Origin of the sequence: Clostridioides sp. ZZV15-6383, assembly GCF_020657735.1 — a bacterium.
Classification (GTDB): Bacteria; Bacillota; Clostridia; order Peptostreptococcales; family Peptostreptococcaceae; genus Clostridioides; species Clostridioides difficile_D.
On sequence record NZ_JAGWCV010000069.1, the window covers coordinates 1 to 13,503 of the forward strand.

General features: G+C 27.2%; 15 protein-coding genes. 4 read left to right on the forward strand and 11 right to left on the reverse strand.

Going from position 1 to position 13,503, the window contains the following annotated elements; all coding sequences use genetic code 11:
- Positions 1-200 precede the first annotated feature (200 nt).
- Positions 201-800: an ATP-binding cassette domain-containing protein gene (locus KGF42_RS16995; RefSeq protein ID WP_227822630.1), complete on the reverse strand. Its 600-nt coding sequence runs from the start codon at positions 798-800 to the stop codon at positions 201-203.
- Between the two features lie 169 nt (positions 801-969).
- On the opposite strand from KGF42_RS16995, the gene KGF42_RS17000 reads away from it, so the two are divergent.
- The 3 genes from KGF42_RS17000 (at position 970) to KGF42_RS17010 (ending at position 4,343) form a co-directional block, all read left to right on the forward strand.
- Positions 970-2,328, forward strand: coding sequence for a hypothetical protein (locus KGF42_RS17000; RefSeq protein ID WP_227822631.1), 1,359 nt, complete (start codon positions 970-972; stop codon positions 2,326-2,328).
- Positions 2,321-2,953 carry an OmpA family protein gene (locus tag KGF42_RS17005; protein WP_227826753.1) on the forward strand — a complete coding sequence of 211 codons (633 nt, stop codon included), beginning with the start codon at positions 2,321-2,323 and terminating at the stop codon, positions 2,951-2,953. Before KGF42_RS17000 ends, KGF42_RS17005 begins: the two co-directional genes overlap by 8 nt.
- 328 nt (positions 2,954-3,281) lie before the next feature.
- On the forward strand, positions 3,282-4,343 hold the full coding sequence (locus KGF42_RS17010; RefSeq protein ID WP_227826754.1) for a ComEC/Rec2 family competence protein: 1,062 nt from the start codon (positions 3,282-3,284) through the stop codon (positions 4,341-4,343).
- 114 nt (positions 4,344-4,457) lie between these two features.
- Here KGF42_RS17010 and lexA read toward each other — a convergent pair whose 3' ends face one another.
- The 10 genes from lexA to KGF42_RS17060 all read right to left on the reverse strand — a co-directional run bounded on the left by lexA (position 4,458) and on the right by KGF42_RS17060 (position 12,869).
- Positions 4,458-5,093 carry a transcriptional repressor LexA gene (gene lexA / locus KGF42_RS17015; protein WP_227822639.1) on the reverse strand — a complete coding sequence of 212 codons (636 nt, stop codon included), beginning with the start codon at positions 5,091-5,093 and terminating at the stop codon, positions 4,458-4,460.
- Positions 5,094-5,196: 103 nt separating this feature from the next.
- Entirely contained in the window at positions 5,197-6,324 is a 1,128-nt protein-coding gene (locus KGF42_RS17020; RefSeq protein ID WP_227822633.1) for a tyrosine-type recombinase/integrase, read from the reverse strand.
- 317 nt (positions 6,325-6,641) lie between these two features.
- Positions 6,642-7,487 carry a hypothetical protein gene (locus KGF42_RS17025; protein WP_227822634.1) on the reverse strand — a complete coding sequence of 282 codons (846 nt, stop codon included), beginning with the start codon at positions 7,485-7,487 and terminating at the stop codon, positions 6,642-6,644.
- Between the two features lie 29 nt (positions 7,488-7,516).
- Entirely contained in the window at positions 7,517-7,888 is a 372-nt protein-coding gene (locus tag KGF42_RS17030; RefSeq protein ID WP_079740067.1) for an ACT domain-containing protein, read from the reverse strand.
- 152 nt (positions 7,889-8,040) lie between these two features.
- Entirely contained in the window at positions 8,041-8,301 is a 261-nt protein-coding gene (locus tag KGF42_RS17035) for a stage V sporulation protein S (protein ID WP_003424039.1), read from the reverse strand.
- A gap of 188 nt (positions 8,302-8,489) precedes the next feature.
- Positions 8,490-9,434 carry an acetyl-CoA carboxylase carboxyltransferase subunit alpha gene (locus tag KGF42_RS17040; RefSeq protein WP_227826755.1) on the reverse strand — a complete coding sequence of 315 codons (945 nt, stop codon included), beginning with the start codon at positions 9,432-9,434 and terminating at the stop codon, positions 8,490-8,492.
- Positions 9,435-9,454: 20 nt separating this feature from the next.
- Entirely contained in the window at positions 9,455-10,309 is an 855-nt protein-coding gene (gene accD / locus KGF42_RS17045) for an acetyl-CoA carboxylase, carboxyltransferase subunit beta (RefSeq protein WP_054273915.1), read from the reverse strand.
- A gap of 14 nt (positions 10,310-10,323) precedes the next feature.
- A complete protein-coding gene (accC, locus tag KGF42_RS17050) occupies positions 10,324-11,685 on the reverse strand; it encodes an acetyl-CoA carboxylase biotin carboxylase subunit (RefSeq protein WP_227826756.1) in 1,362 nt (453 codons plus the stop codon).
- Positions 11,686-11,700: 15 nt separating this feature from the next.
- Positions 11,701-12,153: an acetyl-CoA carboxylase biotin carboxyl carrier protein gene (accB, locus tag KGF42_RS17055; RefSeq protein WP_227826757.1), complete on the reverse strand. Its 453-nt coding sequence runs from the start codon at positions 12,151-12,153 to the stop codon at positions 11,701-11,703.
- 269 nt (positions 12,154-12,422) lie between these two features.
- Positions 12,423-12,869: a hypothetical protein gene (locus KGF42_RS17060; protein ID WP_227822638.1), complete on the reverse strand. Its 447-nt coding sequence runs from the start codon at positions 12,867-12,869 to the stop codon at positions 12,423-12,425.
- A 272-nt stretch (positions 12,870-13,141) separates the two neighbouring features.
- Here KGF42_RS17060 and KGF42_RS17065 point away from each other — a divergent pair, with 272 nt between their 5' ends.
- Positions 13,142-13,420, forward strand: coding sequence for a hypothetical protein (locus KGF42_RS17065; RefSeq protein ID WP_054273919.1), 279 nt, complete (start codon positions 13,142-13,144; stop codon positions 13,418-13,420).
- Positions 13,421-13,503 lie beyond the last annotated feature (83 nt).

Consider the following 13,503-nt stretch of genomic DNA (forward strand, 5'->3'; position numbering starts at 1 on the left):
TTAGTTTAAGTTCTTTGCTATATTTTTTGTGTTTTTTAGACATAGAAAAACCCCCTTAGAGTATACACTTTTTAGACCTATTATAATGGCCTTTTATTTAAATGTCTACTATAAGGGGATTATACTACAAATTCATAGCCTTTTAATTATGAATATTGTTATACTTTAGGTGTATTTTTCTATATTTTTTTCATCTTTTTTTAATGTTGCACTTTTATACATATTGCTTCACCAATATCATGCGTAACTAAAATAGTAGATTTATTCTCATTTTTAATAATACTATAAACATCATCACAAACTAACAATCTCGTCTGATAATCAAGAGCTGAAAAAGGCTCATCTAAAAGTAAAATATCTGGATTTACAGAAAGTGTTCTAATAAGTGCAACTCTTTGTTTCATACCTCCAGATAATTCTTTTGGATACATGCTTCTAAAATCCCATAATCCATAAGTCTTTAAAAGACTTTCAACTCTATCTAAAGATTTTTTATCTTTTTTACCTTGAATTTCTAATCCAATAGTTATATTATCCATTATATTTCTCCATTCAAGTAAGTTATCTTTTTGAAACATATATCCAATATTTCCAGTAATCTTTACATCACCACTAGTCGGTTTTAAAAGATTAGTAAGAATATTTAAAATTGTAGATTTACCGCTTCCAGAAGGACCAAGCAAAGTTAATATTTCTCCTTCTTTCAAGTTAAAATTGACATCCTTTAATACTTCAAGCTCGCCTTCTTTAGTGTAGAAGTTCATATTTATATTTTTAACTTCTACTATGTTGTCATTCATTATGCCACCCCCTATAGCTTTTAGCTCGTATATATTATGTTATTAACAATATGACCTATTTGTACCATTTTTCATAAATATAATATAAATATTTTGTTTATTTACGTATTTTCTTAGTAACTTGTACGTATAAATTATAGATAAATAAATTATAAGGTAGGGGATAAGATTGAGTAACATAATAATGAATTTGATAGAGTCAATATTTACTAATCCAATAACTATATTGTTTTTACTTGCAATAACTGTGTATTCTGTTTTTAAAATAATAGAAAATAACAGAGTATACTCATTTGTAAGTTCAAAATTAGAAGAAATCAATAAGGATTATAAAACGAGTGAGTTTTATAAAAAAGTAAGGGATGATTACTATGTATATAGTAAAGAAAACCCTTATGCAGACGTAAATATAACTTCATTCATAGAAGAAGTTGTATCAGATTTAAAGCATAATAATTTGCCATTGTTAGAGAAGATTAGAAGCATAAAAAATTCATCTTCAATAAGTATATTGCTTGGAGTCTTAGGTACATTTGTTGGGCTTTCTACAATGCTTTTATGTGTTGATACTAAAGACATTATAAATTCACTTCCTTCAACTATTAGTAGTATGCAAACTGCATTTACAACCAGTATATTTGGAGTTGTATTTTCTCTAATTATAGGTTACTTTACTAAGATAAAAGATTGTGAACATGTTTTGATACAAATAATGTTAAAATCTGAAAATTTACTAACATCTGAGATAACTCATTTTAAATCAGAAAGAATTGATTTAAAAATAGAAGAGGTAAAAAATACAATAAAACAAATAAGTAAGTCTATAGAAGCCATTGAAAAATTTGATAAAATATCTAAAGATTTAAACGACTTTAATGATGAATTTATTAGTGGTATAGAAGCTTTAAAAAGCCTTTTAGAAGGTTCTCAGAGTTCTATTAAGACATTTGACCAGAGCGTAAGAAAATTAGATAAACAGTTTAATATTTTAAATATAAAATTTGTAAAACTGTTTGATAAATATGATAATCAAGACAATATAAATAAAGAGATTTTATTTGACATAAAAGAATCTTCAAAGAATATATATAATGCCACTGAAAGCCAGTTCAAAATTAGAGATTATATAAAAAATATAAATGCAGGATTTGCTCTATATGAAAGAAGTGCTCAAGATTTATTAACTAAATTAATGACTCATGAAAATAAAATATCTCAAAATCAAAAAATCCTTTTAGATGAAAAATTTACATTAGATGACTCAATAAAAAATCTTTCAAGTATTATTGAAAACTTTTCTAATGACCTACAAGTTAAACTGGATATAATGTTTGAGAATTCTTTAGATATTCAAGATAAGTTAGATGTTATGTTTAATAACTCTTTTATGCATGATGAAGTTCCTCTTGATAGTGAAGAATTATTTAAAGATGATGTTGATGGTGTATTTAATCCTTTTAGCGAAGAGATTTATGAGATAGAAGATAAAGAAATAAAGGTCGTAGGTGAGGATGAGTTAAATGAATAATAAATATAGAAGAACTGTTAACAGAGAATTTGAAAAGAGTAGCTTTTGGCCAACATTTACAGATTTATTATCTACTGTATTGATGGTTGTGATTCTTATTCTATTTAGCTCAGAAAGTATTTCAGGTTCTGTCGAACAAGATTTAGCTAAAAATGTTAATGCTTCTGTTGAAGAAACCTTTAAAAAAAGTGGAATACCTGTGAAAGTAGATAAATCTAATGGTCAAGTAACTTTTGGTGAAAGAACTATGTTTGATGTAGATAGTGATGTTTTAAAACCAGAAGCTAAAGAGATGTTAAAAATGTTCGTTCCAAAGTACATAGAAACTATTTATAAAGATTATGGTGATTATATATCCAAAATAGTTATAGAAGGTCATACAGATGATGTGGGAAGTTATATATACAACTTAGATTTATCGCAAAGAAGAGCATATAGCGTTGCTAAATTTATAGTAGGAGATGAAATAGGCAACTATAAATACAAAGATAAAGTGACTAAACATATTATTGCAATAGGAAGATCAAAAGCTGAACTCATAAAAAATGGTGATAATAACGTAAATAGAGATGCATCTAGAAGAGTAGAACTAAAATATGAAATAAATATTAATCAAAATAAATAATTAAATTTTTATAAAAAAAAAGAAGGCAATTGGTGTGAGCTTTAAGCCTTCTTTAAGGAAAAAGTTTATTTATTTTTGTTGATACTTAAGATATTATAGTTTTTAGAGGAAATTTGCAATATCTTAAGCGTAAATGGTCGTTTAAAATGCATAACTGGATACTACTGATGTAAAATATTTCATTTTATATAACATAAAACTTATATGGTGTCAATTTTCTATGTTATTGTACTATAATCTGTTATTTACAATATTATGTAAAAAAATATCATAAAAACGCATATCATGTTATAATTACTAGTGTATTATGAATATGGAGGCGTAGTTTGTGATAGAAAGAAGTATAAAAAATAAAAAAAATTCTAAAATTAAAGCTTTGATACTTTTATTGATAGTATCTATATCGATTTATTTAACCGGTTGCGCTACATCAGACACTGGAAATAGTCAATCAAATAATCAGGATTCTTTATCTAGTAGTATATCAAGTGATAAGAATGTAAAAATTCATTTTATTAACACTGGAAATAGTGATGCAATATTAATTCAAGATGGCAAAACTTTTACATTGATAGATGGGGGAGATAACGATGATGAGAATTTAATGGTAAACTATCTAAAGAATCAAGGTGTAAAAGATATTAAATATCTTATAGCTACCCATTCTCATGCAGACCATTTAGGAGGACTTGATTCTGTTGTCAAAAATTTCAATATAGAAAATGTTTTTGTATCGAATGGCTCAGCAGAAACAAAGAGTTATAGAGATTTTATAAATGCTTTGGCAAATAAGGATTTATCTCCAAGTGTACCACTTGAAAATAACAAGTTTTATTTAGAAAATTCTTATTTTGAAGTTCTAAATACAAATGGAGGAGACACTACTAATGAACAATCTCTAGTTCTTGTATATACTAATGGGAATGATAAAGTTTTATTTACAGGTGATGCCGAAGAAGCTACCGAAAAAGAAATACTACCTAAGATTGAGAAAGTAGACCTTTTAAAAGTAGCTCATCATGGTTCTCGTAGTAGTTCATCTCAAGCTTTTTTAGATAAAGTAGACCCTGAATATGCAGTTCTTTTAGTAGGCAAGGGTAATTCATATGGTCATCCACACCAGGAGACAATGAATAAATTAGAAAAAATGGGAGTAAAAGTACATAGAAGCGATGAGTGTTCAGATATAATATTTGAATCAACAGGTGATGGAGTATTTACAAGTTGTAAAGATGGAAGTTATAACAGAGTAGTGTATTTTACTCCAAAAGGGAAGAGTTATCACTCTACAAAAAATTGTAGTGGGCTTTCAAGAAGTAAAAAAATATTATCAGGCACAATTGCAGAAAGTAAGAAAAATGACCCATGTGATATATGTTATGGAAAATAATAAACAGAGTAACCAATAAAAAATAAAATAAATACATAAAAAAATAAGCTATAATCAATAGATAACACATTTTATCTATACGAGTAGCTTATTTTTTTATGTATTCTTTAATAGTTATTTAATAACTCTAAATACACCAGTTACAATACCTACAATTTCAACTTCTGAGTCATTGAGCATAATTGGTTCCATAAAATCATTTTCTGGCTGAAGTCTTATTAAATCTCCTTCTTTAAAAAATCTCTTAACTGTAGCAGATTCACCATTTATAAGTGCAACTACTATCTGAGAATTCAAGGCTGTATTTTTTTTATCTACTACAACGTAATCTTCATCTAAAATTCCTGCATTAATCATACTTTCGCCTTTTACTCTTAATACAAAATTATTACTGCCCTTTACTAAACTGGCAGGGAATGGAATGTATTCCTCTATGTTTTGTTGAGCTAAAATGGGTTCTCCAGCTGTTATTTGACCTACTAAAGGAAGTTCTATTATTTCTTGATTAGCTCCAGAAACATCATTTACTTTACTACGTTCTAAAACTTCAATAGCTCTTGGTTTAGTAGGGTCCTTTCTTATGTATCCCAGTTTTTCAAGTTTATTTAGATGAGAGTGTACAGTTGAAGTAGATCTTAACCCCACAGCAGTACATATTTCTCTTACAGCAGGTGGATAACCTTTTAATGTGATTTGAGACTTTATAAATTCCAATATCAAGACTTGCTTTTCAGTTAGATCTAAATACATAACATCACTCATTTCCAAACATATTTTGTTTTTATTTCCATACACTTTATATTTTTAATTATAACATAATCCATTTATATCTGCAAACATTTGTTCCTGATTTTTAATCGTCCTCAATCCATTCAAAATTCTTAACTATATCACGTTTTACGTTTTTCTTGTGGGCTGCATAAAGCTGAGTGGTTGTTACATTATCATGGTCAAGTAAATTTTGAACATCATATATAGAAAATCCAGTTTGGATTAGAGAAGTCGCTGCTGTTGCTCTTAGTTTATGAGGACTATATCCGTTATCTCTAGTAGTATCAAGTGGGATAGAAGTATATTTTTTTACTAGTGTTCTTATAGCTTTTGCTGTTATTCTCTTATTTTGAAGAGATAAAAATAAAGCATCTTTTTCTTCATCATTTAATAAATCATCTCTTGTTCTTTCATTTTGCAAATAATCTTTTATTACATGTTCACAAGTGTGATTTATAGGCATTAAAACTTCTTTTCCACGTTTTCTATATATTTTAAATTCACCTCTTGAAAAATTGAAAGAGGAGATATTGAGTTCTCTAAGTTCATTTAATCTAAGCCCATATGTAACAAATAAGGCCAATATAGCTTTATCACGTAACCTAGTTTTTCTCCAGTACACTTTTTCTTTTTCTGTAAGTCCTTCACCTGTTTCTACTGATTCAAGCATCTTAGCAACCTCATCTATCTCAAGACGCTTAATAGCATCTGGTTGAGGCTTAGGAAGCTTTATTGGATTGAATCCATCAGTTATATTGTTATCTATTTGGGAGTTTCTGTATAAAAATTTAAATAGAGTAGAGATGGATGATTTTTTTCTTGCCAAAGCTCTATTATTATTTTCAAAAATTAATGTGTTTTTTTCTGTATTTTTATAATATCTACTACAATAGTCACCTAAGAATAAATTTATATCTCTTGATTTTATTGCATTAAAATCATCTTCTGTAATATCCTTTATACAATCTGCATTTGTCAATTCTTTGGTCTCAATCAAATATGAACAGAAAAAATTTATGTCTTCTAAATAAGCAAGTCGTGTGGAAACTGCAACAGAACCCTTCAGATAGATAAAATAATCCTTCATAAATGTAGGAAGTTTACTTTCCAAAAGTAGACATTTTTCTATAAGTTCATTTTCCTTAATGACAATATTATCAGGTTTATCTGATTTGTTATGTACTTTTATAATTTTTTTATCATTATTCAAAATTAAACCTCCTAAAACTAAAATATAAATTTTTTATATTATTTTTTATATAGTTATATTTAGTATAAATATTTAATTTAATCATTTTTTGTATTTTTAAGAGATTAGTAGTGCTTTAATCGAAATCACCACTAACTATTCCCTAAATCCACATTTAAAGACTAGTTAGATTTAAGTACTCTTTTTTTATTTCTCAATATACTTTAAGAATATTTATTAAAATATATTGAGAAATTTTATGCTCTTTTAAAATCTTTTATATCTAATATTTTATACATTTCTAATGAAACTAAATATATAGTAAAATATGTAGTTCTTTAATTAAATTTTTTAAACGGGCTAACTAAGCTAAAAAGATAAGATATTATAAGCGTTACTATTGAAAAAATAAGCCCTATTGCCATAAAAAAACTTACAAATATATTATACTGAACTATTAAACCTGATATATTCAAGTTATCCGGTCCAAGTAAGTATGTGATTAAACTTATCACAAAAATAACTATAACTATAAAACTCAAACCATTTAAACTGTTTTTTAAATCAGCACTACTAAGTGACATATGTGTAGATACAGAATACATTAAAAATATAAATATAAAATACTTAAATGAATATACACTAGGTGTTAACAACATTATTCTTATAAAATTATAAATATCATCTAAAATAATGTGTATAAAACCATTTATATTAAAGTTATTAATCATACTTATGTATAATTTTAAATCTATATTTTGTGTCACTTTCATATAACTCTCTGGCAATAATATTTTAAAAAATAAAATAATCATTATTGTTCCACCTATAATAGGTGCAATTCCTATAAAGAAATTTCCTATACTTTGATAAAGATTATCTTTTTTATAACTATGACTTACATATCCTAATATACCATCATTTTTACTTTCTATTGGTCTGAAAAACTTAACTGAATTTATTTTGTGCATGAAAATCAAACACATTAACAAATGACTCAGTTCATGAATAAATGTTCCTATAGCTCCAGTTACAATAATTCCAGTTTTTCCAAAAGATGAAAATATAAATCTATTATTTAAATTTTCTGTAATGCTAAAAATCAGTCCAAATACAACAAATATTCCTACGAAACAAAAGATATTTGTTATACTTATTTTTAAAATTTCGATTATATAAATCATAAATTAAAGCCTCATGTAAAAGTATTTAACTACTCTACTTCATATCCATTACAGTTTAAAATTTTACAAGCATTTTCTATATCTTTTTCTTTTATTAAAATATAATCTGTATCATATGTAGAAATTGCAAATATACTTATTTTATTGTCTGCCAACAAACTACTTAGCTTAGATAAAATTCCTACAAGTGAAAAATCTAAAGGACCTAGTATCTTAAGTATTCTCCATTCTTTTTCTGACTTAACATCAGAAGGAATATTATTATTTAAGCATACAATACTCAATTCATCATCAGTTTTAGTTATAGAATAAAAGTTTTCTGTATCTATCCATGTTGGTATTTTGCTATCATTCTTCAATCTACATACTGCATACTCTTCCATAAATAATTTTAATTTCATAATGTATATCTCCTCCAAACTTATTTATTTACTTAAGATTATACATTAAAAATTATATAAAATAAAACATATAAAGTAAAAAAGGTTCACTATAGCATCCTATTTCTATAGTCAACCTTTAAAACTTAATTAAATTCTAATAAAAAGATATATTATCTAGGTTCAATTATAAGTTTAATGGCTGTTTTCTTATCACCCTCGATTTCTATATCAGTAAATGCGGGAATGCAAACTAAATCCATTCCACTAGGTGCAACAAAACCTCTTGCTATTGCAATTGATTTTATCGCTTGATTTAGAGCTCCAGCTCCTATAGCTTGTATTTCTGCAATACCTCGTTCTCTCAGTACTCCAGCCAATGCTCCAGCTACAGAATTAGGATTAGATTTTGATGAAACTTTTAGTACTTCCATTTCAACATCTCCTTGTTAATTTGTTAAAGTATCCATTACCTAAAGTACTAAATCATAATTGCCATTTACTAATTACAATCATCATTTAAAGTATACTTTTATAAAAATATACTTCTATAATCGTTTTAAGAAAACCTTTATTTTTTAAAACCATTTTATAATGAAAAAACTACAAATTTCTTTATATTCTATAAGCATTTTCCAATATTTCTAAATTTATTATATCTTTGAGCTATAATTTCTTCTTTATTCATATCTTTATAATGATTTAATCTTTCTAAAATATAAGCTTTTATTTCCTTTGAAACAGCTTTTACATCTTTTTGTGCTCCTCCAATAGGTTCCTTTATAATATTATCTATTATTTTTAAATCATATAAATCATTACTTGTAAGCTTCATAACATCACAAGCTTCTTTAGATTTAGACGAATCTTTAAATAGAATACTAGAAAGCCCTTCAGGTGAAATTACAGAATAAACTGAATGTTCTAACATACAAACATCATTGCCTACTCCAATACCTAAAGCTCCTCCACTACCACCTTCGCCAATTACAAAAGTGATTACTGGAACGGAAAGTTTACTCATTTCAAGTAAATTCCTTGCAATAGCTTCTCCTTGTCCTCTTTCTTCTGCTTCTAGACCACAAAAAGCTCCTGATGTATCAATAAATGTTATTATAGGTCTATTAAATTTTTCAGCTTGTTTCATAAGTCTTAATGCTTTTCTATATCCCTCTGGATGAGGCATTCCAAAATTTCTTTTTATATTTTCTTTTGTATCTCTTCCTTTTTGGTGACCAATTATAGTGACATTAAATCTTCCTATCTGACCGATTCCCCCAACTATAGAAGGGTCATCCTTAAAAAGCCTATCTCCATGAAGCTCTAAAAAATTAGAACAAATATGTTCTATGTATTCCAACATCGTAGGTCTTTTTATATCTCTACTCAACATTACCTTCTCATATGGTGATAGATGTGAAAAAGCATCTTCTTTAAGCTTTTCCAATTTCTCATTAAGTGAATTTATTTTATCACTTAAATCTATATTATTTGCCTTAGAAATAGTTATTAATTGTTTAATATCATTTTCTAAGACCTTTATTTTTTCACTATTATTTTCAATCAAAACAGTTCCTCCTTTATGCCCTATTTCTTGTGCATAGCAAGAATTTGATATAATACTTCCTTCATTTTTCTTCTATCTACTATCATGTCAATAAAACCTTTTTCAAGTAAAAACTCAGAAGTTTGAAATCCTTCAGGAAGTTTCTGATTTATTGTTTGTTCTATCACTCTTGGACCTGCAAAACCTATCAGCGTATTTGGTTCAGAAATTATAATATCTCCAAGCATAGCAAAACTAGCAGTTACTCCTCCAGTAGTAGGGTCAGTTAGAACTGATATATATGGTAATGATTTTTCTTCAAGTTTAGAAAGTGCTTGAGAAGTCTTTGCCATCTGCATAAGAGATACCATACCTTCTTGCATTCTAGCTCCACCTGAGGCAGAACAAATAATTATAGGTAAATTATTTTCAGCAGCATATTCTATTGAGTAAGTTATTTTTTCTCCAACAATAGAGCCCATACTTCCCATCATAAAATCAGGATTCATTACACAAATAACTGTTTTAATTCCATTTAATCTTCCATAACCTGTGACAACAGCTTCTGATTCGTTTGTTTTTTCTTTATAAGAGTCTATTTTTTCTTTGTAATTAGGAAAATTTAGTGGATTTTGAAATTCTATATCAGAATTAAATTCCATAAAAGTTCCTTTATCAATCAATAAATTTATTCTTTTTCTTGCTCTTAAGCCATAATGTCTTGAACATTTTGGACATACAAATGAATTTTCTTCTATGTCCTTTCTAAATACATGACTATCGCAACCTTTGCAATAAGTCCAAAATTTATCATCTACACTATTCTTTTTAAAGTTGTCATCTAAAGAAATCGTAACGTACTTAGATTCTTTTGATGATAAAAATTTTTTTATCATAATCTATTTACTCCTTATAATGTAGTAAATTCTTTCTTCATAAAGACATCTTCTATAAATTTTGTATGATGAGTATCTTTTCTAAACTCTTCACTTGTTACAAGTGCCTTTTGAAATTCTACATTTGTATTAATACCTTCTACAATAATTTCGTCTAGAGCTCGGTACATTCTATTTATACATTCTTCTCTAGTCTCAGCCCAACATACTAATTTACCTATCATAGAATCATATAAAGGTGGTATAGTATATCCTGCATATACAAAAGTGTCAAATCTAACGCCAAAACCTCCAGGTAAATTTAATGATTCTATCTTACCTGGTGATGGAGCAAAATTCTTTGATGAATCTTCAGCATTTATTCTACACTCAATAGCATGACCTCTAAAAGTAATATCTTCTTGTTTAAAAGGAATCTTTTCACCATTGGCTATAGATATTTGAAGTTTTATAAGGTCAAGATTTGTTACCATCTCTGTAACTGGATGTTCAACCTGTATTCTTGTATTCATCTCTATAAAATAAAAGTTTTTATCTTTGTCAACTATAAATTCAATAGTACCAGCACCTACATAACCTACACCTTTTACTATATCTACTGCAATTTTATGAAGTTTTTGTCTTTCCTCATCTGAAAGGTATGGACTTAAAGATTCTTCTATTACTTTTTGATTTCTTCTTTGCATAGAACAATCTCTATCACCTAAATGTAATGCATTTGAGTATTTATCTCCAAATACTTGTACCTCTATGTGTCTAGGATTTTCTATAAATTTTTCCATATATAAATCGCTATTAGAAAATGCTGATAGAGCTTCTGAACTTGCCATATCAAAATTAGAAAAAAGTTCTTCTTCCTTTCTAACGATTCTCATACCTTTTCCACCGCCTCCACTTGAGGCTTTTATCATAACAGGATAGCCAATTTCTCTTGCAACTTCTAAAGCTTCTTCCTTAGTTTTCAAAACAGATTCTGAACCAGGAACAACAGGGATATTTAATTCCATCATAGTTTCTCTTGCTCTAGATTTATCTCCCATCAAAATCATTTGTTCTCTTGTTGGACCTATAAAAATAATATTATTCTCTTCACATTGCTTTGCAAATTCAGGATTCTCTGATAAAAAGCCAAAACCTGGATGAATAGCATCACATTTCAATTTAAGAGCAAGGTATATTATATTTTCTATATTATTGTAACTCTTGCTTATATTGTTTGGTCCTATACAAATAGATTCATCAGCTATATATCTATGAAAACAATCTTTATCTATTTCAGAATAGATAGCAACAGTCTTTATACCTAGTTCCTTACATGTTCTGATGATTCTAACTGCTATATCGCCTCTATTTGCAACTAGTATTTTTTTTATCAACTTAAATACCTCCTACTACAATGGTTTTATCTTAAATAAAGGTTGATTATATTCTACTAGTTCTTCATTATCAACTAATACCTCAATTATTTCACCTTTAATTTCACTTGTTATCTCATTCATAAGCTTCATTGCTTCTAATATACATAAAGTGTCGCCTTCTTCAACTACATCGCCAACCTTAACAAAGCTATCTGCATCTGGACTTGGAGAATCATAGAATGTTCCCATCAAAGGAGCTACTACTACTGATAGATTCTCATTAGATGTGACAGGTGTATCGTTTACAACTGGCTTTTCTAAAGAAAGATCCACTACTGATTCTTGTTGTACACTTAAAACAGGTGAACTTGTAGCTTGAACCTTTTTAGATACTTCTAATTTTAAATCGCTACTTTCAAGTTTTACATATTCTAAGCTAGTTGAGTCTATGGCCTTTAATAATTCCTTAATTTCATTGATGTTCATGTTGTTACCCCCTTGTATTATTACCTGGTGCTAATATTATATCACAAAAAACAAATTTATAAAAGAAAAAGTGCTGACTAGAGAATCAACACATCAATATATATTTTAATTTTAAATTAACAACCAGTAACTTATATTTGTTTTAATTTTCCATTATTAATATAAATTATAAGTATAAAATGAATAAAATTCAATATTTTTTGCAAAATACAAGAGAATACAAATTAATACCTCGGGAATTTTTAAGACAAATACCAATATTATGCAATTTAGACTTCGCTTTCTTTCAAATTAGTATCATTTTCTTTATCCTTACATAGGATATACTTTAATTTAGTTATTAAAATATTACTATAGAGGTTAAAAGTTATTAAAATTGCAGGAATTATAAAATAAACTCTAGCACCTATAAAGCCAAAAACTACTGTAGTAAGTATTAATCTTTTATTTAAAGTAAAAAAAGGTATATTAAAAATACTTTTATCGGATGTTTCTGGAGTATAAGAATATATAATTCCAAAAATCAAAGTAAGCATACAAAGTGGAAGTAGTACATAGCTTGAAATTATTCCTAAAAATCCTATACTTTCAAAGTATTTACTAGCACTATTTGTATAAACAAACATGTATCCATTTAAATAAGAGCATATACATGATATAATGCCAAAAGTTCCTCCTAAGGATTGAGTGTACCAGTTAAAAAATTTAGATTCCATATACCTCACCTCCTAAAACTGTATATATAATGATATGCTTTTAAATAATGAAATATATCTTTGATATGATTATGAATAAAATTTTGTTAATTTCATTAATTTATGTTTAAGAAATTTGAAGTATAGTGTAGTATATATTAATGTAGATAAAGTTTTATAATGCTTAATTACGTTATCTTATTATAGATTTAGCACAGGTTTAAAAGTTATTTGTAGGGTTTTATATTTTGTTGAACTGAAAAATTTATTATAAATGAAGGGATGTTTTCGCTTTGATAGATACATTAGAATTCGGTCTTAAAGTTTTATTTTTTATATTATCAATAATTTGGATGGGCAAAATAATGATTTTAAGAACTGATAAGCAAATAGTAATCAATCCTTTGCTTATTGGTATATCTGCGGTTCTTGTGATGTTGCATACCTCACAAAGTAACATTGAATTTTTTGGATTAGATGTTCAGTATATAAGAATAGTTTTGTATGTCATATATTCATTGATAATTTTAATAGGAATATGGTCTACTAACAGAAGAAATGGAATTTTTTAGATAATCTATTTTTATATAGATATTTAAAGGTTGCTAGTAACAAAGCACTAATATTAGTGCTTTGTTACTAGCAACCTTTATTT